Consider the following 23633-nt stretch of genomic DNA (forward strand, 5'->3'; position numbering starts at 1 on the left):
GCAAGCGCCTGAGATTGCAGATAAATTAAAGAGTTAGAGCATGATGTCCTCCGAAAACCGCTCACACTTTTCGGCATCATGCTCTGAGGAGGACGAACATGGAATTGACGCTGAAGATCGTGGATGCCGACGGGTTCGTGCTGGCAAGCGCCACCGGGCGGGACGAGACCTTTCTCGTCTATCGCCAGAGCTATCGCGACGGAGACTGCGTCGTCGTCGAGGCTTCCGAGCCTGGCCATGCCTTCCTTGCTCTCGATAGCGCAATCCACCCCGCTTTGGTCTACATCAGGGAAAGCGCCTATTACCTCGCCGTGCCTTTCGGAGACAAGCGCAAGTCCTATTCGCCGAACGCCTTCAAGGGCGATATCCACCGGCTTTCGGTGCGAAGCGCGCGGCCCGACCAGCTCGCCCAGCGGCGCAATCTCGCTTTAAACCCCTGGGACGATCACGCCAATCGGGCGCTCTTTCCGCATGCCCGCGCCAATGTCGAAACCCGCGGCGAAGCGGTCTTTGCCGCGCGCAACGCGATCGACGGCGAGAAGGCCAACGACAATCACGGTTTCTGGCCTTACACCAGTTGGGGCATCAATCGCGATCCTGAAGCCGCCCTGACGGTGGAATTCGGCCGGTCGGTTCGGATCGATGAGATCGTCTTCTACCTCCGGGCGGATTTCCCGCATGATTCCTGGTGGGAGCAGGCGAGCGTCACCTTCTCGAACGGCAGGACCTCCTTCTTTCCGCTGATAAAATCGGGCGCCGCGCAGGGTTTTTCCATAGAGCCCTGCATCGTCGAGTGGGTGGAACTGCACGGGCTGATCAAGGCGCAGGACGGTTCCCCCTATCCGGCGCTGACACAGATCGAAATCTGGGGAACGGAGGCGCCCGGCGCTGCAGCCGTCGCCGTCGAAGACAAGGCCCGGCACGCCGCCCTTCCTCCTACTCTATGAACCCGCGGCCGACCTCGGCCGAGCCGCGCTCGGCGGGCTATCGTGCAGCCGGTTCCAGGCGCGCCGCAACTGCCGGGCCGAGCCGAAGCCGGCGCGCATCGCTACGGCCTCCATATCCAGTCTCGAGCCTGCGAGCATCTCGCGGGCGAGAGCGACGCGCATGCGGTTGATGAAATCCGTAACGCTCATGCCCGTCTGCTCGTTGAACAGCCGCGAAAGGTTGCGCGGGCTGGCGCCGCTGAGGCGCGCGAGCGATGCGACCGACCAGTTCTGAGCCGGATCGGCGGCCACCGCATCCTGTGCACGATGAATGACCGGGTGGATGTGGTTGCGACCTTCGAGCCAGGGCGAAAGCTGTGGGTCCGAGCCGCCGCGCCTGACATAGACCACGAGATACCGCGCGACCGCGACAGCGCATGCGTGGCCGGCCGCTTCGGCGACGATATGCAACATCAGGTCTATGCCGGCGGTGATGCCGGCGCTTGTCAGGCGCTCGCCATCCTCGACATAGAGCCGGTTGTCCCGGATGCGCGCCGTCGGCGCGAGCCTCGCCAGGTCCTCCACGCAGCCGTGATGGGTGGTGCATTCGCGACCGTCGAGCATTCCGGCCTCGGCCGCGAGCAAGGCGCCGGAGCAGATCGAGACCAGCCGAAGCCCCGGACGGATGGCGCGCTTCAGCCACGCGACGATGGCGGCCTGGGCGTCGCGCTCCTGCTCGTTCCACGGACGGTTGTTTTCCATCGGAGCGTCGGCGCTGCCGGCGATGACGACAAGCGCCTTGTCGGGCAAGTGCTCCGGCAGGGAGGCGACGCCGGTAACGGCAAGGCCGATCGAACTGCCGACCGTTGCCGACGGACCGATATAGGTGACGCTGAAGCGCACCGTCCGCTGTTCGAGGTTCGCCTTGCGCAGCACTTCAATTGGCCCGGCCACGTCGAGCAGCAGCACGCGCGGCGGCACGACGACGAAGACGGGGATATCGAAGGGCTGCGCGGCCTCGCTCATGCGGCGAGTTGCTCTGTGTGTGCCGCCAGCGCCTGTTCGACAGTCGCGATCCTGGCGAAACGGTCCGAAAGGACCAGTTCCGTGCGGCCCCGGATTTCTGCGGCGCTCCAGGTGCGGCCCGCCGCGTCGGTCATCGGGAAGGTCAGAGTGGCTTCGCCGACATAGTCGACCTGATAGCCGAGATCCGATGCGTGGCGGGTCGTGGTCTCGCAGCATTGTTCGGTGCGAATCCCGGAAACGATGATACGGCGCACGCCATTTTCGGTCAGCCAGACGTCAAGCCCGGAACCGACGAGCGCGCTGTGACGGCTCTTTCTAAAGGTCGCGTTCGGAGTGATCCGGAGCGGGGCGAGCGTCCTGACGAAGCCGGAGCTTTCCGAAAACGGCCCGCTTCCGTCGACATGGAAGATCTGGATGACGGGTATCCCGCTGGCCTGCGCGCCGTCGATCAGAGCCTGCTGACCATCGATATAGGCGGATGCGGGACTTTCGTCCCAATAATCGCGCTGCCGGAAGGACTCCTGAGCGTCGATGACGAGAAGGACAGTATCATGACCGGACATTTCTTGCTCCATTGACGTTGATCATGAAGCCATACTCCGTCATCCCAGGACAGAGGAAAATGCACGCTCCGGACAAATAGCGGACATTTCACGCCAGCATCTGCCGGGGCGGCATCCACGGGGCGGCAGGTAACATCCAACACCTGGCGGTCTTGCATTCGCCCGCTTCCGCTCGACCCTCTGCCCATGCTAAGGGGAACGGATGAGACTGCTTGTGGTGGAGGACAACAAGGATCTGGCGGCCTGGCTGGGCAAGGCCCTGCGGCAGGCGCAATATGCGATCGATATCGCTTATGACGGCGAGGATGCGGAGCATCTGCTCAAGGTGGCGGAGTATTCGGCGATGATCCTCGACCTTTCGCTGCCGAAGCTTGACGGATTGACGCTTCTGAAGCGGCTGAGACAGTCGGGGAACAAGCTCCCGGTCATCATCCTGACAGCCAATGCGAGCCTGGACGGCCGCGTGGCGGGGCTCGACAGCGGCGCCGACGACTATCTCGCCAAGCCCTTCGAAATCGCCGAGCTGGAAGCGAGGATCCGTGCGGTGGTGCGCCGCGGGCAGGATCGGGCATCCTCCGAGATCACCGTCGGCAACTTGCGTTTTTCCGGCGGCACGCGGCAGTTTTTTGTCGAAGACGAGCCGCTGCAACTGACGCCGCGGGAATATGCCGTGCTCGAACAGCTTGTCATGAAGCTTGGCAACACGGTCTCGAAAGCCGCGCTTTCCGAAAGCGTCTTCGGTTTCGACGACGAGGCGGATCCGAGCGCCATCGAAATCTACGTCCACAGGCTCAGAAAGAAGCTCGAGAGCAGTTCGGTTCAGATCGCGACGTTGCGCGGGCTCGGTTATCTCCTCCGATATGTCGAATAGCGTCGTCACAAAGGCCGGTGCGACGATCGCGCGGCTCAGCCAGAGCCTGAGAGTGCAACTGCTCTGCTGGGTGCTGCTGACGCTGTTCGGCGCGATCGGCTTCAATCTTTACGACAGCTTCTGGACGGCTGATGCGACGGCAAAGCTGGTGACGGATCGAACGCTTCTGGCTTCGGCCCGCGTCATCGCCGAGGCCGTCCGTGTCGACGAGGGTGGCAATGTTCAGGTGGATGTGCCGCCGGCTGCACTCGAAATGTTCGACACGGGCTTCGGCGACCGGGTGTTTTACCAGGTGATCACCGCCTGGGGCAGCCTGGTGAGTGGCTTTCCCGATTTGCCCTTGCCGAGGGTCCAGCGGGCCGGTGAGGATCGGGTGTTCCATGGCGCCGACGTGCGCGTCATCATGCTCGACCATCCCGTCGTCGGCCTTCCCGATGACGGGACCATTTCCGTGACCGTCGCCGTGACGCATAACAGCCAGCATGCGATGCGGAAGCAGCTTTGGCTTTCGGATTTTTCGAAGCAGTTCGTGCTCGTCTTCGTCGCCAGCCTGGTGACCATCCTCGGGCTCCAACGCGGCCTGGCGCCTGCTCTGAGACTTCGGGACGCCGTGCGCCAGCGCGGGCGCAACCGTCTCGATCCGCTGCCGCCTGAGATGGTGCAGAGTGAACTGCGTCCGCTCGTCCATGCGCTCAACGACTATATGGAGCGTGTCCAGAACCAGATGGCCGCACAGCGACGGTTCGTATCGAATGCCGCCCATCAGCTCAGAACACCTCTGGCGCTGATTTCGACGCAGGCGAGTGTGGCGGCTCGCGAAGAAGATGCGGCTCGCCGCGACGAGGCGCTCGTCGCCCTTCGCACCAGCACGCGGCAGATTTCGCGCCTCGCCAGCCAGCTGCTGACCTTGTCGCGCGCCGAGCCGGGAAGCAGACGGCCCCGCAGCGATGCGACCGACCTCAGCAAGGCTGCCCGCGAGATCCTGGAAGCGCATGCCGAAGAGGCGCTCCGGCGCAATATCGACGTCGGATTGGAAGCGGACCGACCCGTCATCGTCGAGGGCGACGGCACGATGTTGCGGGAAATGCTGGTCAACCTCATAGACAACGCCATTCGCTATACCCGGGCCAATGGAAGGATAACCGTCGCGGTCGGACAGGCCGATGGACATGCCGTCGTCACTGTCGAAGACAATGGGCCGGGTATTCCAGAGGTGGAGCGCGAACAGGTGTTTGAACGCTTCTACCGGATCATGGGGACCGAAGCTGAGGGAAGTGGCCTGGGGCTTGCGATCGTTCGGGAGGTCGTGGAAGGCGCGGGAGGTTCGGTGTCGCTGGGGGATGCGGCAGGCGGCGGTCTCGTCGTGACCGTGCGGATTCCGCTCGCGTAAATCCGAGATGCATCGAATGGATGAAGGCCGGGCATCGAGCCCGGCCCTCGTTCGATCTGCCTTGGGAGGAGCTGATCTGATTATTGGGTATCGAGGTGTTGCTGCGGCCGCCACTTCGCCAGCCGGTTTTCGATCAGCGTCATAACGTATTCCGCAATAAGCGTGACGACCATGACGAGGAGGATTGCCGCGAACATGCCGGCTGCGTCGAAGGTGCCCTTGGCGATCGAGATGAGCTGACCGATGCCGAAGCGGGCGCCGACGAATTCGCCGACGATGGCGCCGATGATCGCAAAGCCGAAGGAGACGTGCAGGCTGGCGAAGATCCAGCTCATCGCCGAGGGAATGACCACTGTGCGGGTCACCTGCCAGTCCGAAGCGCCGAGGATGCGGGCATTGGCGATCATGTTGCGGTCGGCTTCGCGCACGCCCTGGAAGGCGTTGGCAAAGACGACGAAGAACACCATGATGAAGGCGAGCGCCACCTTGGACGGCAGCCCGAGGCCCATGATCATGATGAAGATCGGCGCAAGCACCACACGGGGGATCGAGTTGATCGCTTTGATGTAGACGGAGAAAATATCCGACAGGAAGCGGTTGCGGCCGAGGCCGATGCCGACGAAGACGCCGGTGATCGAGCCGGCGAAGAAGCCGATCAGCGCCTCTTCCATCGTCACCCAGAGATTGTACCAGAGCGACCCTTCGGTGGTGCCCTCGGTCGCCCATTCGTAGAGGCGCTCAACGACGCCGCTCGGGCTCGAGTAGAAGAACGGATCGATCCACTGCATGTTGGAGGAGAGCTCCCACATGCCGATTACGAAGACCAGGATGGCGATCTGCCAGAAGCGCACAAGCGTCTTGCGCCGGCGTATTGCCTTCAGAGCGGAGGCTTCGATCTCGGCATCCGAAGTACCCGGACGAAACAGCGCGGCCGAACCGGCCTCAAGAGTGGTGTGTGCCATGATATCCTCCCTCAGGCCGCTTCGCTTGCGCGGCGGTAGCTGGTCTCGACCTCTTCGCGCAGGTCCTCCCAGATCGTCTTGCAGTAATCGATGAAGCTCTGCTCGTAGCGGATCTCCGACACGACGCGCGGGCGGGGAAGATCGATCGTGTAGACCGACTTGACGGTGGCGGGGCCGGCTGTGAGCACATAGACCTTGTCGGCGAGCGCCACGGCCTCTTCGAGATCGTGGGTGACGAAGACTACCGAGGCTTTGCGCTCGGCCCAGAGCTTCAGGAGCTCCTCATGCATGACGGTGCGGGTCTGCACGTCGAGCGCCGAGAAGGGCTCGTCCATCAGCAGGATCTCCGGTTCGTTGATGAAGGTCTGCGCCAGCGAGACGCGCTTGCGCATGCCGCCCGAGAGCTGATGGGGGTAGTGGTGGAGAAACTTCGACAGGCCGACGCGCGCCAGCCAGTCGCGGGCGATCTTCTCAGCCTCGGCGCGTGACTTGCCGCGAAACAGCGGCCCGGCCATGACGTTGTCGATGACGTTCTTCCAGGGGAACAGCGCGTCGGTCTGGAATGCGAAGCCGACACGCGGATCGATGCCGGTGATCGGCCCGCCCATCAGACGGACTTCGCCGGCGGAGGGGCGTGCGAGGCCCGTCACGAGATTAAGCGTCGTCGATTTGCCGCATCCGGTGGGGCCGACGACGGCGACGAATTCGCCGCGGGCGACCGTCATGTTGAAATCGCGCAGCGCAGTGAGCGACTTGCCGGTCGGCGAGACGAAGCGGCGGCTGACATTGATCAGCTCGATCGCCGGGACCTGTTTGTTGTCCTGTTGCATGGTGATACCTGAGGCGTGCTTGAGGGCGCGCACGCAAAGCCCATGATCGAACGAAGGCCGCTCCCGCTTGGGAGTCGGGAGCGGCGCGACTGACTTACTTGACGTTCTTGACGAATTCCGTCGTGTAGGTCTTGGAAAGGTCGATCTGCTTGCCCTTGACGTTCTTGGAGAACTCCGAGAGCACGGCAAGCACGGTCTTCGGGCCATCTTCCGGCATGACGCCGTCAGGTGTGAACATGCCCTTGCCCTCGTCGAGGGCTTTGATGTAGCCGTCCTTGTCGCCGACGTAGAAATCCTTCGGCATCTTGTCGGCGATTTCGGCGGCCGAATGCGTGTTGATGTACTTCAGCGTCTTGACGAAGGCGTTGGCGAGCTTCTGCGCCTCTTCCTTGTGGGCGTCGACCCAGGCGGTTTCCATGTAGAGCGAGGCGGCCGGATAGGTGCCGCCGAGCGCCTTTCGGGTTGATTCGACCGTGCGCATATCGACGAGAACGCTGGCTTCGCCGGTTTTGACCAGCCGCGAAATGGTCGGTTCGGTCGTCATGCCGGCCTGGATCTGATCCTGTTGCATGGCGGCAATGAAGGTGCCGCCGGCGCCGACGGGAACGGTAACGACATCGCCCGGCTGAAGGCCGGCCTTCGAGGCCATGAAGAGCGTCAGGAAGTTGGTGGACGAGCCGAGGCCGGTGACGCCGAGGGTCTTGCCCTTGAAATCGGCCGGCGATTTGATCTCGGGATGCTTGCTCGAGACCATCTCGACCTCACCCGGCGCCTGGCTGAACTGGACGAGGGATTCGACGAATTTGCCCTTGGCCTGCAGGTCCACGCAGTGATCGTAGAAGCCGACAACACCCTGGACGGCGCCTGCCAGCAGCTGGTTTTCGGCATCGACGCCGGCAGCTTCGTTCAGCAGCTCGACGTCGAGGCCCTCGTCTTTGAAGTAACCGAGGGATTCGGCGAGTTTGGCGGGCAGATAGATCTGCTTCTCATAGCCGCCGACCATGATGGTGATCTTGTCGGCCGCATGGGCAGCTGTTGAAGCAAAGGATGCCGCGGTCAGCAGCGCGGAAAAAGCGACGGTGTGAAAAAGGCTGCGTGAAAAACGCATTGATATCTCCTCCTGGTGGTGTGACTGCATCGTCGTCTCGCCACTTCGACCGTGTCTCCTCCACGATGCTGCCCTTTCCTATGACCTCGAAGCTTTCAATTAGCTTTCAGCCGCAGACGGGGTAACCAGTCCGTCCATGCATCCCGCTGATGCGCGCCGTGCAGGGGCCTTCACAATAAAGGCGGCTGCGCAACCGGCCAACAGGTTCGTTCCTGACGACATATTCGCATGGCGGTTGGCTGGTTAATTCTGGAAAACCTGAAGTGCGGGCAGCGCTTCTGGCAGGCCTCAGCTCGTAAAGCTCCGCAGATCCTTCAGCAGGTTCCGATATCTGGCCTGGCTGCCGACCAGATGCTCCCGCATGGCGTTGCGCGCGGCCTGGTCATCCCTGTCCGAGATCGCCATGACGATCGCTTCGTGTTCCCTGTGGATCAGTTTTCGGTAAGCGGTCTGCTCGGCAGTTCTCGTTTCCGGAACGAGCCGCGACTGCGGGATGATCACGGTTCCCTGCGATTCCAGGAAGTGTTTGAACAGCGGGTTGTTCGTCGCCTCGGCGATCGCGACATGGAGGTCGAGATCCGCCTCGCGAATGGATTGATCCGTCTCGATGCGCTGGAGGATTTTCCGGTGGCATTCGAAGATCGCCTCCTCCTGCGCCGGCGAGCGGCGCAAGGCGGCAAGTCCCGCCGCCTCGATTTCGACAGGCGTCCGGATTTCGAGCACTTCCAGATCGGAGGCGACGCGGGCCTTGTCGAGTTTTCGGCCTGACAGCGCCGGATCGGCGCCGATCACGAAAATGCCCGCGCCCTGACGCACCTCGACCAGTCCGTCGGAACGAAGTGCGGCGACAGCCTCGCGCACGACGGTTCGGCTGACACTATGCGTCTCGGTCAGTTCATGCTCGCTCGGAAGCTTGTCGCCGGCGGAATACTGGCCGCTGAGGATGGCTTGCCGAAGGCTTTCGCCGACCTGTGAGACCAGCGATCCCGTGCCTCTGCTGCGATCCTTCGTCTGCATAGCCACGCCTTGACCCCCGCTCCGGCTTTGATCCGGATGCTGCCAAGGTCGGTGACATGCGACATCCTGATTCATCACACATGTATGACAAATTTCCCTTTCTTTCAATGGAGGAAAAGAGCGCTAACATTCATGGGGTTCGATATTGGACATAATCGGAACCAATCACTATGATTGATCATGATTGAAGGAGGTTTTGATGGAAACCAAAGTGCTGACTGCGCATGTTCCCCTGCCCCTGGCGCAAAAGGTCGATCAACTCGCCGCAAGGCTTGAGCGCTCGCGCGGGTGGATCGTCAAGCAGGCGCTGACGGCATGGATCGATCAGGAGGAGGAGCGTCGCCGTTTGACGCTGGAAGCGCTGGCTGATGTGGATGAAGGCAAAGTGGTCGATCATCAGTCCGTCCAGGCCTGGGCCGATAGTCTCGACAGTGACGCGCCGGTTTCGTTGCCTCGTTAATGGAACTCAAATGGACGAGCAAAGCGGTCTCGGACATTGACCGCCTCTATGCCTTTCTCGCTCCGGTCAATCGACAGGCGGCGGCTCGGACTGTGCAGGCCTTGACGGCAGCGCCGCTGCGGCTGCTTGAGCAGCCGCGCCTTGGCGAGCGGCTGGAGGAGTTCGATCCTCGGGAGGTCCGCCGCATTCTCGTTGGCCAATACGAGCTACGTTATGAAATACGGCAGTCGGCCATCTATGTATTGCGGCTCTGGCATACGCGTGAAGACCGGTAAAAACGAACAGGGGTTGGGCACGTTATTGAAAGTGTCCTCCAGAGGCGCTGCCGGCTGAGAGTTGCTCAAAGCCGCCTGGTTGACTCCCCGCGCACGAATCTCGGCGTCAGGATGAAATCCTGCGGCGGCTCGGCGGCGGCTTCGGGGCTTGATATTCTTGCCAGCAGGCGCTGCGCCGCGAGTTCGCCGAGCTTCTGAGCATCCTGCACGACCATGGTGATGCGCGGGGTGATAACGTTGCTCCAGGGCACGTCGTCGACCATCGCCAAAGACACGTCGTCGGGGCAGCGGAAGCCCATTTCCTGCATCACCTGCAGGGCCGCCAGGCCCATCATGTTGTTGGCGCCGATGATGGCGGTCGGGCGGTCGCGCCGTGTCAGCAGCCGCATCGCCTGCGCGTGGCCGCCGGTCCTGGTGTAGCCGCCTTCCACCACCAGCGAGGGGTCGATATCCGCCCCGGCGGCGGACATCGTATCCATAAAACCCTTCAGGCGCTCATCGGCGGTATGCAGGCCGGAGGGGCCGGAAATGAAACCGATGCGGCGGTGGCCGAGCTGCAGCAGATGCTCCGTCAGGATGGTCGTCGTCAGCGGATTGTCGGAGCCGACGAAATCGCGCGCCGCGCCCTCCACCTTCTGGTCGAACATCACGATCGGGGTCTTGAAGTCGCGCAGGAATGCCGCGTATTCCTCGCCGTGGCCGTTTGTCGCCAGCGCGATGCCGGCGATCTTCTGCGCTTCCATCCGCTCCAGCAACGCCCGTTCGAGTTCGGCCCGGCCGGAAGAATCGGCGATCAGGACGAAATAGCCGTGGTCGAGCGCTTGGTGCTCGATCTCCCGGCGGATGTCGCCGAAGAACATGTTGCCGAGATTGGCCGAAACGAAACCGATCAGCGAACTGCGGCCGCGCGCCAGCGTCTGGGCGACCGGATCGATGCGGTAGCCCGTCGATTTGATCGCCTGCTGGATGCGGTCGAGCGTCTCGGCGCCGACCCGCTTCGGGCTGTTGAGCGCGAGCGAGACGGTCGAGATCGAAACTCCCGCGAGGCGCGCGACATCTCGTATGGTCGTCATGTCTATCGAACCGGTTCTAAAGCCTTGTTATGTCAGTTTCTATTTCTCGGTGCAACAGACTTGTCTGAAATCGCCTATCGGAGCAGGAAAAACTTTTCAGCGGCGGTTGTGGTGGAATCGGCTTGACAGGTGGGGCTTCAAGGAAGATGTTCAGTCACCGAACCGGTTCGATATGATGTCGAGCCGGAAAACAGGGAGGAGAAACCTGTGACGAGTTCGGAGCGCCAGCCGCAAAATCCGGTATCGGGAGTGGGTAAGCACACCTGGTTCAGCCATGACAGACTGGGCATGTTCATCCATTGGGGCCTCTATGCTCTCGGGGCCCGGCACGAATGGTTGAAGAACCGCGAAGAGCTGACCGACGAGCATTACCAGCGCTATTTCGACAATTTCGATCCCGATCTCTACGATCCCAAGGAGTGGGCTCGGCGGGCGCGTCTTGCCGGCATGAAATATGTCGTGGTGACGACCAAGCATCACGAGGGTTTCTGCCTGTGGGACAGCAAGGTCACCGATTATAAGGCGCCGAATACGCCTTGCGGCAGGGATCTGCTGACGCCGCTGGTCGAGGCCTTTCGCGCCGAGGGGCTGAAGATCGGCTTCTATTATTCGCTGCTCGACTGGCACCATCCTGATTTTCCGATCGACGTCCACCATCCCCTCCGCAACCATCTGGACGCCAAGGCGCTGAATGCCGGCCGCAACATCGCTAACTACGCCGCCTATATGCGCGAACAGGTGCGCGAACTCCTGACCGGCTTCGGCCGCATCGACATCATCTGGTTCGATTTCAGCTATCCCGGCCGCGAATATCACGGCCTGCCCGGCAAGGGGCGCGCCGACTGGGAGAGCGAACGGCTGATCGAGCTGGTGCGCGAGCTGCAGCCCGAGATCATCGTCAACAACCGCCTCGATCTGCCGCCGGGCCAGTTGCCCGACGTGACGACGCCGGAGCAATATACGCCGCGCGTGGCGCCTGCCATCGCCAGCCAAGGGGTGCTCTGGGAAGCCTGCCACACCTTCAGCGGCTCCTGGGGCTATCACCGCGACGAGGATAGCTGGAAGAGCCCGGAACAGATCATCCAGCTGCTGATCGATTCCGTCGCGCTCGGCGGCAACCTGCTGATGAACGTCGGCCCGACCGGCCGCGGCACCTTCGACGCGCGCGCCGTCGATGCGCTTGAGGTCTACCAGAACTGGATGGCGGTCAACGGCCGCTCCATCTATGGGGCCGGGCCATCGGAACTGCCGGTACCGGCTGGATGCCGCTACACCCAGCGCGGCACCCGTGTCTATCTGCATGTCTATAACTGGCCTTACCGCCACATCCACATCGAGGGCCTCGCCGACAGGATCGCCTATGCGCAATTCCTGCATGATGCCAGTGAAGTGCGCTGGCTCAGCCATACGAGGGATGTGGATTCCAATATCGGCGTGATGGTGCCGGAAGGCATGATCACGTTCGAACTGCCGGTCCGGCGACCTGACGTTACCGTCCCGGTGATCGAGATCGTCCTCAAGGCGTGAGCTCGGTCGCATCCGCGTGTTCATTGCGTCATGGAGGGAGGAGAAACCCATGAAGGTTCTGAAGAAAACGCTTTTGCTCGCCGCAATCGGCGGCAGTCTTTTTGCCACAGCCGCATCGGCTGAGCAGGTCAACCTGACCTGGCAGATGTGGACCGGTTCCGATGCCGACACCAAGGGCTGGCAGCACCTGGCCGACATGGTCACCGCCAAATACCCCGATATCAAGGTGACGCTGACGACGACGGGCTGGGTCGACTACTGGACGAGGCTGCCGGTGCTGGCGGCGTCCGGCCAACTCGCCGACATCGTTTCCATGCAGTCGCTGCGCATGCCGAATTTCTATTCGCTGCTTGAGCCTCTGAATGACCGGATCGCGGCCGACAAGTTCGACGTCGGCGCCTTCACCCCCTCGATCATCGGCGGCATGTCCGTCGACAAGCAGCTTTACGGCCTTCCCTACGACGTCGGTCCGTGGGTCATCTATTATAACCAGGACGCGCTGGAAGCCGCCGGCATTCCGCTGCCGAAGCCGGGCTGGACGCTCGCCGAATTCACCGATGCCGCCAAGAAGCTGACCAAGGACGGCAAATACGGTTTCGGCATCACCCCGCAGAACTATTCGGTCCTCGCCTCGGCCTGGGGCGATAAATATGTCAACGATTCAGGCGCGCTCGACCTGACCAATCCGGGCGCCATTGGCGCGGCCGAGAAGGTGATCGGCTTTGCCGCCAAGGACAAGATCGCGCCGCTGGTGCCGTCGAGCGCCGATGCCGGCACGGTCATCCAGGGCCGGTTCTATTCGGGCAATGTCGCCATGTATGTCGATGGTCCCTGGTCGATCATCGGCATGAAGGACAAGGTCAAATTCAAAATCGGTTCCACTTCCCTCCCGCGCGCAGACGCGGAGCTCACGGCCGTCACGGCGGGCTCAGGTTTCGGCATCGCCACGACGAGCAAGAACAAGGATGCGGCCTGGAAGGCGATCCAGGTGCTGACCAGCCCGGAGGCATTGCAATATCTCGCCGAACAGGGCCGCGCGCTGCCGGCGCGAACGGCATCGCAATCCTCCTGGTACAAGGTGGCAGCCAAGGACATCACCAATGGCGGCGAGGCCATCGACTATTCCTTGGCGCATTCTGTGCCCTACGTGATCACCAATAATTGGGCGGCGGTGGAAAACCTCTTCAACCAGTATTTCCCGCCGGCCTTCGGCGGCAGCGCCGATGCCAAGCAGACGATGGAGTCGATCCAGAGCCTCGCGCAGCAATAATGCATGTCGCCCGGAAGTGTGCAGCGGTTCCGGGACAACGACATGCATCAAAACAAAAGGGCTAAAGCATGTCGCGCAAAAGTGTGCGCGGTTTTGCGGCGACGACATGCATGAAAACAAGAGGTTAAAGCGCGGCGGCAGGATTGCCGCGCATGGAGGAAGACATGTCGCAACGCGCCGTCGCCGAAATTCCCCTGCAGCCCGGTCGGCCGCGGCGCTTTCTGAAACCCGAGACGCAGACGGCCATGCTGTTCCTGCTGCCGAGCTTTCTCGGCTTCATGATCTTCATGGCCCTGCCGATCCTGGCGTCGCTGGCGCTCTCCTTCACCAACTGGCAGCTGATCTCGACGCCGTCCTTCGTCGGCTTTCAGAACTATATCAAACTCTTCACCGTCGATCCGGCCTTCTACACCATATTGCGGAATACGCTGTTCTTCGCCGTCGAGTATTTGGCTGTGAATATCATCGTCTCGCTGACGCTGGCGGTGTGGATATCCAGCCTGAAGCGCGGCAAGGCGATCTTCCGGGTGATCTTCTTCCTGCCGACCTTCACGCCGACGATCGCCGCCTCGGTGGTGTGGCTGCTGATCTTCACGCCGGACGGGCTGGCCGACACCATCATCCGCGCACTCGGCCTCGGCCTGCCGAATTTCCTGCTGAGTTCGAGCTGGGCGATGCAGGCGGTCGTGCTCGTTACGCTCTGGGCCAATGTCGGCTACAACGTCGTGATGTTCAACGCCGCGCTCGATCTCGTGCCGAAACACTATCTCGAGGCGGCGACGATCGACGGCGCCAATGCCTGGCAGCGCTTCTGGCGCATCCGTCTGCCGCTAATCTCGCCGACGGTGTTCTTCGCGACCGTGATGACGGCGATCACCTCGCTGCAGGTCTTCGACGAAATCTTCGCGATGACGCGCGGCGGCCCGGGCTCGGCGACGGCGACCCTCGGCTTTGCCATCTACCAGAAGGGCTTCACCAACTTCCAGATGGGTTATGCCTCCGCTCTTGCCTGGGTGATGTTCGTCATGATCATGGCGCTCACCATCCTGCAGTTCCACATGCAGCGCAAATGGGTGCATTATGACGACTGACCCGAACTCACGGCATCCGCATTCCGTCTCTGCGGGCCGGCATCGCATCCTGCGGCGCATCGGCAACTTTTTGAGTTATGCGGGACTTTCGCTGATCGCGCTGCTTTTCCTCTTTCCCTTCTTCTGGATGGTGTCGAACGCGGTGCGCTCCAATACCGAGGTGATGGCCGTGCCGGTTCGCATCTTCCCCGAGGAGTATCATTGGGGCACCTTCGTCGAAGCGCTGGTGTCCCTGCCGTTCGGCACCTTCCTGCTGAATTCCCTTGTTGTCGCCTGCGGCGTTACGGCGATCGTGATTGCGGTATCCTGCCTTTCCGCCTACGCCTTCGCCCGGCTGAGGTTTCCCGGCCGCGAGGGGCTGCTGCTCACCTATCTCAGCACGCTGATGATCCCGCAGGTGATGCTGGTGATCCCGCTCTTTCTCCTGGTCAGCAAGCTCGGCTGGATCAACACCTATCACGGCATGATCCTGCCGGTCGCTTTCTCCTCTTTCGGCACCTTCCTGATGCGGCAGTTCATCCTCGGTATTCCCAAGGATCTCGACGAGGCGGCGATGATGGATGGCGCTTCGAGGCTGCGCATTCTGGTCAAGATCATCGTGCCGCTCGCCATGCCGGCGATCGGCCTTTTGTCGCTCTTCACCTTCATCGCCCAGTGGAAGAGTTTCCTGTGGCCGCTGATCGCCACCAGCGGGGTGGAAAAAGCCACGCTGCCGCTCGGGCTCACTTTGTTCCAGACCCAGCAGGGCACGGCGTGGAACTACATCATGGCGGGCGCGACGATCTCCATGCTGCCGGGTGTCGTCCTGGCCATCGTGCTGCAAAGGGTGATCTATAGAGGCATCACCATCAGCTCCGGCTTCGGTGGAAGATAGTTCCAGTTAAACAAAGACTTGAAGGCGCCGCATCAAGTTCGTCTCGACGTCCTTCAAGTCCGACCGAGTGCCGCCGAAGAACGCGCTTCTGCCGCCGCTAGATCATTCCCGCGCGCTTAACTTTCGCTTCACGTCGAAAAGTAAAATTTAACCAAGATTTGAAATAACGCGTTCATATCCGAATTGCACAGGGGAATTCATGAAAACCGCCACGCTTGCATCCATCGCCCTGGCGATATCGGTCTCTGTTGCCAATGCACAGACGATCGGGGTTTCGATGACCAATCTCGATAAGTTCAGAGAGATGCTTGTGAACGGCGTCGTCTCGCACGGGAAGACGATATCAGGCCTCAAGCTCGTCACCCAGAATGCCAATGGCGACAATGAGCTGCAGAAGAAGCAGGTTCAGCAGTTCGTCGCCGACAAGGTCGATGCCATTATCATGATGCTGTCTGATGGCGATCTCGGGCCGCAAATGACCAAGATCGCAGCGGATGCCGGCATTCCGCTGATCTACATCAACACGACGCCCTCCAATCTCTTGGACTTGCCGGACAATCAGGTCGTTGTCGCCTCCGATGAGAAAGACTCCGGTACGCTGGAGACGAAGCAAGTATGCTCTCTCCTCAAGGGCAAGGGCCGCGTGGTCGTGCTGATGGGCGAGGTCTTCCATGTGGCCGCCCGCACCCGCACCCAGGACATATCAGATGTCATCGCGACGCCGGAATGCAAAGGTCTTGAGATCGTCGAGCAGCAAGCGGCCTATTGGTCGCGCGATTATGCCGATCAGCAGATGCAGGAATGGCTGGCGGCCGGCGTCAAGTTCGATGCTGTGATCGCCAACAATGACGAGATGGCGCTCGGTGCGATCCGCGCCATGAAGAAAGCCAATATTCCGATGAAGGACGTCGTCGTCGGCGGCGTCGATGCGACCGACGACGCGCTCGCCGCAATGGTAGCGGGCGATCTCGATGTCACCGTTCTCCAGAGCGCCGTCGGCCAGGGCGCGGCTGCGGTCGATGCCGCCATGAAGCTCATCAAAAAGGAGAAGGTGCCGCGCGAAAACAACGTTCCCTTCGAACTCGTCACACCTGAGAACATTGCCCAATACCTGCCGAAGAGCCAGTGAGCATAAGAGGCCTATGATGTTGCATTTCTGGAATAAATTCGGCATTCGCGCGCAGATCACCGCAGGTTTCGTGCCGCTGATCCTGCTGATGAGCCTACTTACCGTCAGCGCGATCTCCGGCATGAACGGGCTCGCCGCGATCTTCGCCTCCTATCGCGCCACCGCCGGCCAGAGTCTGGCCATCTCCGACTACAGCGACCAGCTGCACGAAATCCAGATGTCGGCGGAGGCTTTCCGCTCGACGCCGACACAGGCTGTCGTCGACAGCTTCCGCGCCGGTGTGAAGGCTTTCGAGGCGGACGATCCGCGTTTTGCCGGCAACAAGGACCTGCAGTCGGGGCTTGCAGAAATCCGCCAGGATATTGCCGCCTACGGCAAGGCATTCGAACAGATCGTCTCCCTGCAGGCCCGGCGCGACCTGCTGATCTCCAAGGTTACCGAATTCGGGCCCTGGACCAGTATCGCGCTCAATGACGTCATGCGCAGCGCCTGGCGCCAGAATGACGTGGCCCTGCTGCACATGACGGCGGAAACGCTGGAAGCCCTGAACCGCAGCCTTTATTTCTCCGAGCGCTTCGTCCATTCCAACGATTTCTCCGCCTATGACACGGCGCAGGCAGCGCTTGCCGAAGCGGTGGCGCTGAACGATGCCGCCGCGAAGGCCGCCAAGAACGAGCTGCAGAAGAAGCGCCTGATGGGCGCCGGCCAGCTCATGCAGAACTACACCGCCCGTCTCGGCGACATGAAGGAAGTGCTGCAGGCATCCGGCAATATTCGTCAGACGCAGCTCGGCGTGCTTGCGCCAAAAATATCAGGCGAGTTCATGGATTTGCAGGCGACTGTGACGGGCGCCCAGAAGAATCTGGACGGTTCGATGGACGCGACGGTCGCTTCCGCGACCAGCACGACGCTCGTCATCAGCGGCCTGCTGATCGTCATCGGCCTGGTGCTCTCCTATTTCGTCGGTCGGCTGATTTCCTCGGCGGTGCGCAAGATGGCCCAGTCCATGGAGCAGCTGGCCCGCGGCGAGGAGGGGATCGCGATAACGGGGGTCGAGCATCGCCACGAACTGGGAGCCATGGCGCGTTCGCTGAAGGTTTTCCAGGAGACGGGCCGTGCCAAGCTGATCGCCGAAGCCAATGCCGAGCGAGCTCGCCTCGCCGCCGAAGAAGAACGGCTGCGCCAGGAGGCCGAGCGGCTCAGCGATGCGCAGGTGATGGAACATGCCTTCCGCCAGATCTCCGTCGGCCTCGATGCGCTGTCGAAGGGTGATCTCACCGTTCGCGTCGGCGAAGTCGACCATCGCTACGTCAGGATCCGCGATCATTTCAACAACTCGGTCGCGAGCCTCGAGGAAGCGGTCGACTCCGTCATTCGCGCGGTCGCCACCATTCGGTCCGGTCTGTCGGAAATCTCCACGGCTTCCAACGATCTCGCCCGCCGCACCGAACAGCAGGCAGCGTCCCTGGAAGAAACGGTCGCCGCACTCGGCGACGTCACCCGCGGCGTCAACGGCACGGCCGAAGGTGCGGGCCGCGCCCAGGCTGTCGTGGCGACGGCCCGCACCAATGCCGAAAAGGGCGGCGAGATCGTCGCCCGCGCCATCGACGCGATGACGGAGATTCAAAATTCGTCGTCGAAGATCGGCAACATCATCAGCGTCATCGACGAAATCGCCTTCCAGACCAATCTCTTGGCGCTGAATGCCGGCGTCGAAGCGGCGCGTGCCGGTGAAGCCGGCAAGGGCTTTGCGGTGGTTGCCCAGGAAGTGCGTGAACTCGCCCAGCGCTCCGCCAATGCGGCGAGGGAGATCAAGCAATTGATCTCGACCTCCTCGGCGCAGGTCAAAACCGGCGTCGAGCTGGTCGGCGAATCCGGTCTCTCGCTCGAACAGATCGTCGAGCAGGTCACGGCGATGAATGCGACCGTCGCCGAGATCGCCGTTGCCGCCCGCGAACAGGCAACCAGCCTGCGCGAGGTCTCGGCCGCCGGCGACCAGATGGACAAGGTGACGCAACAGAACGCCGCGATGGTCGAGGAAACCACGGCCGCCGCCCAGAGCCTGACCCAGGAAACCGAAAGTCTTGCCGAGTTGCTGCGACGGTTCAGAACGAGCAGCGGCCGGGCATCGGGCCACCGCCATTACGCGATGGCGTCGTAACGTTCTGCGATCACAGCCAAGAGAACACCGCCGCCTCGAAAGGGCGGCGGTCGCGTCAGTGGCCTCCGGCTACCGGTCCATGCGGCGTGCCAGCGATGCTTCTGCGGACATGGCGGACCGCCGTCCAGACGGCGAAGAGGACCAACGGGATGGCACCGAGAACGGCGAGTTTCGTCACGTGCGGATCGACACCCAAGGCGGAAATGCTTTCGAGGCAGATCTTCGCCAAGCCGATGGTGTAGTAGGTGATGGCGATGACGGAGAAGCCTTCGACCGCCTGCTGGATATGCACCTGGATGCGCGCCCGCTCTTCCATTGAGGTCAGCAGTGAGGCGTTTTGATCTTCGAGCTGAACCTGCACGGTGGTTCTCAATAGGTCACCGGCGAGACTGACGCGTTCGGCGAGTTCATCGAGGCGGCGTTCGGCGGCATGCACCGAGCGGACGGCCGGCTGGAAGCGCCGGCGGATGAAGGTGCCGATCCGCTGGCGCTGCTCGACGCGTTCTTCGCGCAGTTCCGACACCCGGCTGGCGACGATTTCGGCATAGGCTGTCGTCGCCCCGAAGCGGTGGCGGGCAAGGGCAGAGAAATTGAGAACATCTGACGAAAGCCTGGTGACCTCGGATAGCAGCGCCTTGTCGACTTTGACGGCGCTCTGCATGTGCGCGATCAGGAGATCGAGGCGCTGGTCGAAGGCCGAAAGCTGCGAGATCGTCTCGCGCGCCATCGGCATCGCCAGCATCGCCATCATCCTGTACGTCTCGATCTCCAGGAACCGCCGGACCATGCGGCCGGTGCGATAGGCGTTGAGGTTGCGGTTGAAGAACAGGAATTCGACGAAACCGCTGTCGCTCAGCCGGAAGTTCGTATGCACTTCGGCATCGCCGCCGCCGACCTCGGAGGCGACATAATCAAGATTCGGTTTTTCGAGAGCCTGTCCGTTCTTTTCGTCGCGCACGAGCACCCGGACGGCAGCGATCACCTTTCCTTCGATCTTGCGGTAGCAGGCCTGAAAGGCTTCCGGCGGATGGGTGCCGGGCGCGGAGGCCGCGGGCGTGACGAAGGTCAGCGTCAGGAACTCGGTATGGGCTTCCCATTTCAGCCGGCCGTCGCCGAAGCGGCCGATGCCGTGGTTGCCTCCGTGGGTGGTCGAGACGTCCTCAAGCCCCGGCAAGGAAACCGGCAGCGGAGGCGAGCCGTTGTCGCCGACGATGGCGACGTGCCAGACATCGGTGTCGCCGTCGAAGTAAAGCGAGGGCCGCGCATGGAGCTCGTCATGCAACTCCCTGCGCAGCGGATGCTCGGAACCCATCGGCATGGAGATGCACCTCTATATGGTAGACAGATCGACGGCTGACATGACCGGAGTTGCCGGCTTTTGGAATTGACCACGACGCCTATAGCCTCTCACGAGGCTCGTGTCACGACGGCTTCACCATCGGATGTGGAGACTGCATCGGTTGCTGCTTGACTTATTCATAATTAAAAAATATATATTATATTAGAATATATAATGACTTTTTGCCACGGAGCCAATCATGCCTGTCATCGCAATTTCGGAGAAACTCTCGATCTCGCCGCAGCCAAGTATCGAGGACATCCGGTTGCTGCGTGATAGCGGGTTCCGGACGCTCATTAACAACAGGTCTGACCGCGAAGACTCCATTCAGCCGGGGACACGCGCGCAAGGGCAGGAGGCGAGACGCTGCGGCCTGTCCTACACGTTCATTCCGGTTACGGCCGATACGATCACCGAGGGGGATGTGCGCGCTTTCCAGCGGGCCGTCGCCGAGGCGGAAGGGCCGGTCGTTGCGCATTGCCAGACGGGCGGACGGTCTTTGAGCCTTTACCTCATTGGTGAGGTTCTCGATGGTCGCATGTCTGTCGGCGAAGTCGTCGAGTTCGGACGCAGCCGCGGTTTCGACACTGCTTCCGCCGCAGCCTGGCTCGAGAGGCATGCCGCGCGCAGGCCGCAGGTGAAGGGTTTCTTCGACAAGCGTACCTGGAGCGTCCAGTACGTGGTGTCCGATCCCGTCACGCGCAAATGTGCCATCATCGATCCGGTTCTCGACTTCGACGAGAAGGCCGGAGCAACGGCGACCATCAATGCCGATGCTATTCTCGACTATATCAGTGATCGCGACCTGATCGTTGAATGGATTCTCGATACGCATCCGCATGCCGACCACTTCTCAGCGGCCCGGTATCTGAAGGAGAAGACCGGCGCTCGCACGGCCATTGGCGAGCGCGTCGTTGACGTCCAGAAGCTGTGGAAAGGCATCTATAATTGGCCGGACCTCGCGACCGATGGTTCGCAATGGGACCGGCTGTTCGCCCATGGCGAAACCTTTAAGATTGGTTCGATCGACGCGAAGGTGCTGTTCTCTCCCGGGCACACGCTAGCCTCCGTCACCTATGTGATTGGCGACGCTGCCTTTGTGCACGACACGCTTTTCATGCCCGACAGCGGCACGGCACGCGCCGACTTTCCTGGCGGCGATGCCCGTATTCTCTGGAGGTCGATCCAGGACATCCTGGCGCAGCCGGACGATACCCGGATCTTCACGGGCCACGATTATCAGCCCGACGGTCGCGAACCTCGCTGGGAAAGCACGGTCGCGGATCAGAAGAAATCCAATCCGCATCTTGCCGACGTGACGGAGGAAGAGTTCGTGGCGCTGCGAACGAAGCGCGACAAGACGCTGCCGATGCCGAAGCTGATCCTGCATGCCTTGCAGGTGAACATATGCGGCGGGCGCCTGCCGGAACCGGAAGCCAACGGTAAGCGCTATCTCAAGTTTCCCTTGAACGCATTGCAGGGAGCCGCATGGGCATGAGTTCCGATCCGAAAGAGATGATGAAAGCGGGGCTATCGCCCGCCGAGCTGTTGTCGCGTGCCGGCGAGGTCGCCGACCTGTTGAAGACTCTGTCTCACCCGGCGCGCCTGATGATCGTCTGCACGCTTGTACAGGGGGAGTATGCGGTCGGCGAGCTGGAAGAGAAGGTGGACGTCCACCAGCCGCATCTGTCGCAGCATCTGACGGTGCTGCGCGGTTCGGGCATCGTCGAAACCCGGCGGGAAGGCAAGCAGATCTTCTACCGGCTGACGGAGGAGAAGGCGGCCCAACTGGTCGGCGCGCTGTACGACATTTTCTGCGTGAAGGAAGAAAAATGAGTGCCTATCTTCCATCGTTGATGGGAGGCGTGCTGATCGGCGCCTCCGCGGTCATGTTTCTCCTCCTCAACGGCCGGATTGCCGGGATCAGCGGGATCGTCGGTCGACTGATACAAGGCGCCGGCATAACCAACAACCTTGCCTTCGTCCTTGGATTGCTACTCGGGCCGGTATCCTACCTCATGATGTTTGGCGACTTGCCGGCCGTGCAGATCACCGCCGGCTGGCCGCTGATCGTGGTTGCCGGACTGCTCGTCGGTTTCGGCTCAAGAATGGGATCGGGCTGCACCAGCGGACACGGTGTAATCGGGCTTGCCCGCTTGTCGCCAAGATCGATGGTGGCGGTCGCCACCTTTCTGACGGCAGGCGTGGTCGCCGTCGCAGCTCTGCGAACGTTCGGATCATGAACCTGAATCTCCGCCGATCCTCCGCAGCCTTCGCATCCGGCATCGTCTTCGGCTTTGGGCTATCCTTATCCGGCATGCTGGATCCAGTTCGCGTTCAAGGCTTCCTCGATATCTTCGGCGCTTGGGATCCAAGCTTGGCATTCGTTCTCGGCGGCGCGGTGATCGTCACTTTCATCGGCGTGCAGGCGATGAAACGGATGACGCATCCAGCCTTCGACGACAGCTTCCATGTGCCTGAGAACCGTGAGATCGATGCTCCTTTGGTCGTCGGTTCCACCCTTTTCGGTCTGGGCTGGGGGATCGGCGGATTCTGTCCCGGCCCGGCAGTCGCTTCCCTCTCAATCGGTCTTCCCCAGACGGTCCTTTTGGTCGCTGCAATGCTGGTCGGGATGACCTTGCATGACAGGGTATGGAACCGACGCCCGTGAGCTATTCGAGTTTATCGATAATCGGTTCCGGCGGGCTCGTCGGGTTCATGCTCGGTCTCCTGGGCGGAGGCGGATCCATTCTGGCCACCCCACTGCTGCTCTATGTCGTCGGCGTGGCGCAGCCGCATGTCGCCATAGGCACCGGGGCGCTTGTGGTTTCGGTGAACGCATTCGCCAACTTTGCCGGCCATGCAATCAAGGGGCACGTTTGGTGGCGCTGCGCGGTCGTCTTCTCCTTACTCGGCATTGTCGGCGCTCTCGCCGGTTCCAGCCTTGGCAAGGCGATGGACGGAGACCATCTGATCTTCCTGTTCGGCATTCTGATGCTGGTCGTCGGCGTCCTGATGTTGAAGCCTAAAAAGGCGGTGGCGGCAGAATGTCGCCCGGTTGACTTGAAGATGTGCCTTGCCACCGGCGCTGTGGCACTTGCCGCCGGCGCGACATCCGGGTTCTTCGGCATCGGCGGAGGATTCCTGATCGTTCCCGGGCTGATGCTGGCCACAGGCATGCCGATGATCAATGCGGTCGGCACCTCGCTTCTGTCTGTCGGTGTGTTCGGGCTGGCGACAGCCCTAAACTATGCCAATTCCGGGCTGGTGGACTGGTGGCTTGCCGCCGAGTTCATCGGTGGCGGCCTCATAGGGGGAACGTTCGGCATGCTCCTTGCCGCCCGTCTAAGCGCGTACAAGAACGTCCTCAATCGCCTCTTTGCCGTGCTCATCTTCGTGGTCGCGGGTTACATCCTGTATCGGAACGCGGGACCATTTCTGCCGAGGTGAGTGCGCCTGGAAGACAGATGGACCGCACACAGTCTCTGCATCTGGCCGCGCGTTCAGAGCGAGCGCCATGCAATGAAGCTTCCAAGCATCTGTACGCTGCCGCCGGCCGCCGTCGCGACGATGAAGGCCGTTTCGGCTTCGCCGAGGAAAGCGAAAATAGCGCCTAGGACGGCGACGCCGATCGTCGCTCCCACCATGCGGGCGACGTTGATCAGGGCGCTCGCCGTGCCGGCGCGATCGGCGGTCACGGTCGACACCGCGACTGCCGTCAGAGGCCCGTCGCCATGCCCA

25 protein-coding genes are annotated in these 23633 nt (G+C 61.8%); 16 read left to right on the top strand and 9 right to left on the bottom strand.

The genetic code is table 11. From position 1 onward, the window contains the following. Nucleotides 1-98: 98 nt before the first annotated feature. Entirely contained in the window at nucleotides 99-947 is an 849-nt protein-coding gene (locus AF337_RS29225; protein ID WP_049734919.1) for a carbohydrate-binding protein, read from the top strand. Here the strand turns inward: AF337_RS29225 and AF337_RS29230 are convergent. Next, nucleotides 942-1952, bottom strand: a complete 1011-nt coding sequence (locus tag AF337_RS29230) for a GlxA family transcriptional regulator (protein ID WP_049734920.1) — start codon at nucleotides 1950-1952, stop codon at nucleotides 942-944. The two genes, AF337_RS29225 and AF337_RS29230, sit on opposite strands and share 6 nt — an antisense overlap. After that, nucleotides 1949-2527 carry an isochorismatase family protein gene (locus AF337_RS29235; RefSeq protein WP_193393669.1) on the bottom strand — a complete coding sequence of 193 codons (579 nt, stop codon included), beginning with the start codon at nucleotides 2525-2527 and terminating at the stop codon, nucleotides 1949-1951. The genes AF337_RS29230 and AF337_RS29235 overlap by 4 nt, the downstream gene beginning before the upstream one ends. 190 nt (nucleotides 2528-2717) lie before the next feature. Between AF337_RS29235 and AF337_RS29240 the strand changes: the two genes are divergently transcribed. Both AF337_RS29240 and AF337_RS29245 read left to right on the top strand, forming a co-directional pair. Then, a complete protein-coding gene (locus AF337_RS29240; RefSeq protein ID WP_049734922.1) occupies nucleotides 2718-3386 on the top strand; it encodes a response regulator in 669 nt (222 codons plus the stop codon). Then, a complete protein-coding gene (locus AF337_RS29245; protein ID WP_049734923.1) occupies nucleotides 3376-4776 on the top strand; it encodes a sensor histidine kinase in 1401 nt (466 codons plus the stop codon). The genes AF337_RS29240 and AF337_RS29245 overlap by 11 nt, the downstream gene beginning before the upstream one ends. 80 nt (nucleotides 4777-4856) lie before the next feature. On the opposite strand, the gene AF337_RS29250 is transcribed toward AF337_RS29245, so the two are convergent. From AF337_RS29250 to AF337_RS29265, 4 genes are all read right to left on the bottom strand, one after another. Continuing rightward, a complete protein-coding gene (locus AF337_RS29250) occupies nucleotides 4857-5738 on the bottom strand; it encodes an ABC transporter permease (protein ID WP_049734924.1) in 882 nt (293 codons plus the stop codon). An 11-nt stretch (nucleotides 5739-5749) separates the two neighbouring features. Then, nucleotides 5750-6568, bottom strand: a complete 819-nt coding sequence (locus tag AF337_RS29255; RefSeq protein ID WP_049734925.1) for an ABC transporter ATP-binding protein — start codon at nucleotides 6566-6568, stop codon at nucleotides 5750-5752. 94 nt (nucleotides 6569-6662) lie between these two features. Next, entirely contained in the window at nucleotides 6663-7676 is a 1014-nt protein-coding gene (locus AF337_RS29260) for an ABC transporter substrate-binding protein (RefSeq protein WP_049734926.1), read from the bottom strand. Nucleotides 7677-7964: 288 nt separating this feature from the next. Beyond that, on the bottom strand, nucleotides 7965-8693 hold the full coding sequence (locus tag AF337_RS29265) for a FadR/GntR family transcriptional regulator (RefSeq protein ID WP_049734927.1): 729 nt from the start codon (nucleotides 8691-8693) through the stop codon (nucleotides 7965-7967). Between the two features lie 199 nt (nucleotides 8694-8892). Here AF337_RS29265 and AF337_RS29270 point away from each other — a divergent pair, with 199 nt between their 5' ends. Further along, a complete protein-coding gene (locus AF337_RS29270; RefSeq protein WP_049734928.1) occupies nucleotides 8893-9153 on the top strand; it encodes a CopG family ribbon-helix-helix protein in 261 nt (86 codons plus the stop codon). Beyond that, nucleotides 9153-9428 carry a type II toxin-antitoxin system RelE/ParE family toxin gene (locus AF337_RS29275; RefSeq protein WP_049734929.1) on the top strand — a complete coding sequence of 92 codons (276 nt, stop codon included), beginning with the start codon at nucleotides 9153-9155 and terminating at the stop codon, nucleotides 9426-9428. The genes AF337_RS29270 and AF337_RS29275 overlap by 1 nt, the downstream gene beginning before the upstream one ends. Nucleotides 9429-9493: 65 nt before the next feature. On the opposite strand, the gene AF337_RS29280 is transcribed toward AF337_RS29275, so the two are convergent. Next, entirely contained in the window at nucleotides 9494-10501 is a 1008-nt protein-coding gene (locus tag AF337_RS29280; RefSeq protein WP_049734930.1) for a LacI family DNA-binding transcriptional regulator, read from the bottom strand. Between the two features lie 207 nt (nucleotides 10502-10708). Between AF337_RS29280 and AF337_RS29285 the strand changes: the two genes are divergently transcribed. The 6 genes from AF337_RS29285 (at nucleotide 10709) to AF337_RS29310 (ending at nucleotide 18553) form a co-directional block, all read left to right on the top strand. Continuing rightward, nucleotides 10709-12028 (top strand): alpha-L-fucosidase, encoded by a 1320-nt coding sequence (locus AF337_RS29285; protein WP_049734931.1) that lies wholly within the window; start codon nucleotides 10709-10711, stop codon nucleotides 12026-12028. 49 nt (nucleotides 12029-12077) lie between these two features. Beyond that, on the top strand, nucleotides 12078-13298 hold the full coding sequence (locus tag AF337_RS29290) for an ABC transporter substrate-binding protein (protein ID WP_049734932.1): 1221 nt from the start codon (nucleotides 12078-12080) through the stop codon (nucleotides 13296-13298). 164 nt (nucleotides 13299-13462) lie between these two features. After that, nucleotides 13463-14389 (top strand): carbohydrate ABC transporter permease, encoded by a 927-nt coding sequence (locus tag AF337_RS29295; RefSeq protein ID WP_049734933.1) that lies wholly within the window; start codon nucleotides 13463-13465, stop codon nucleotides 14387-14389. Continuing rightward, nucleotides 14379-15263 carry a carbohydrate ABC transporter permease gene (locus AF337_RS29300; protein WP_049734934.1) on the top strand — a complete coding sequence of 295 codons (885 nt, stop codon included), beginning with the start codon at nucleotides 14379-14381 and terminating at the stop codon, nucleotides 15261-15263. The genes AF337_RS29295 and AF337_RS29300 overlap by 11 nt, the downstream gene beginning before the upstream one ends. Before the next feature lie 199 nt (nucleotides 15264-15462). Next, entirely contained in the window at nucleotides 15463-16392 is a 930-nt protein-coding gene (locus AF337_RS29305; RefSeq protein WP_049734935.1) for a substrate-binding domain-containing protein, read from the top strand. A 16-nt stretch (nucleotides 16393-16408) separates the two neighbouring features. Further along, nucleotides 16409-18553 (top strand): methyl-accepting chemotaxis protein, encoded by a 2145-nt coding sequence (locus tag AF337_RS29310; protein WP_049734960.1) that lies wholly within the window; start codon nucleotides 16409-16411, stop codon nucleotides 18551-18553. A gap of 55 nt (nucleotides 18554-18608) precedes the next feature. Here AF337_RS29310 and AF337_RS29315 read toward each other — a convergent pair whose 3' ends face one another. Next, entirely contained in the window at nucleotides 18609-19871 is a 1263-nt protein-coding gene (locus AF337_RS29315; RefSeq protein WP_049734936.1) for a DUF3422 domain-containing protein, read from the bottom strand. Between the two features lie 220 nt (nucleotides 19872-20091). On the opposite strand from AF337_RS29315, the gene blh reads away from it, so the two are divergent. Genes blh through AF337_RS29340 form a run of 5 tightly spaced genes read left to right on the top strand, consistent with a single transcriptional unit; the run spans nucleotide 20092 to nucleotide 23342 of the window. Next, nucleotides 20092-21390: a bifunctional sulfur transferase/dioxygenase Blh gene (gene blh, locus AF337_RS29320; RefSeq protein ID WP_049734937.1), complete on the top strand. Its 1299-nt coding sequence runs from the start codon at nucleotides 20092-20094 to the stop codon at nucleotides 21388-21390. Beyond that, complete coding sequence (gene bigR, locus AF337_RS29325; RefSeq protein ID WP_116429630.1) at nucleotides 21381-21728, top strand: sulfite-sensing transcriptional repressor BigR; 348 nt, start codon at nucleotides 21381-21383, stop codon at nucleotides 21726-21728. The genes blh and bigR overlap by 10 nt, the downstream gene beginning before the upstream one ends. Continuing rightward, nucleotides 21725-22135: a YeeE/YedE family protein gene (locus tag AF337_RS29330; protein ID WP_049734938.1), complete on the top strand. Its 411-nt coding sequence runs from the start codon at nucleotides 21725-21727 to the stop codon at nucleotides 22133-22135. The genes bigR and AF337_RS29330 overlap by 4 nt, the downstream gene beginning before the upstream one ends. Next, nucleotides 22132-22563 carry a YeeE/YedE family protein gene (locus tag AF337_RS29335; RefSeq protein WP_049734939.1) on the top strand — a complete coding sequence of 144 codons (432 nt, stop codon included), beginning with the start codon at nucleotides 22132-22134 and terminating at the stop codon, nucleotides 22561-22563. The genes AF337_RS29330 and AF337_RS29335 overlap by 4 nt, the downstream gene beginning before the upstream one ends. Next, nucleotides 22545-23342 (top strand): sulfite exporter TauE/SafE family protein, encoded by a 798-nt coding sequence (locus AF337_RS29340; RefSeq protein WP_049734940.1) that lies wholly within the window; start codon nucleotides 22545-22547, stop codon nucleotides 23340-23342. Before AF337_RS29335 ends, AF337_RS29340 begins: the two co-directional genes overlap by 19 nt. A 53-nt stretch (nucleotides 23343-23395) precedes the next feature. On the opposite strand, the gene AF337_RS45720 is transcribed toward AF337_RS29340, so the two are convergent. After that, nucleotides 23396-23599, bottom strand: a complete 204-nt coding sequence (locus tag AF337_RS45720; protein WP_244471335.1) for a hypothetical protein — start codon at nucleotides 23597-23599, stop codon at nucleotides 23396-23398. Nucleotides 23600-23633: the final 34 nt, after the last annotated feature.

The sequence above is a fragment of the Rhizobium ecuadorense genome (assembly GCF_001187535.1).
GTDB classification, from domain to species: Bacteria; Pseudomonadota; Alphaproteobacteria; order Rhizobiales; family Rhizobiaceae; genus Rhizobium; species Rhizobium ecuadorense.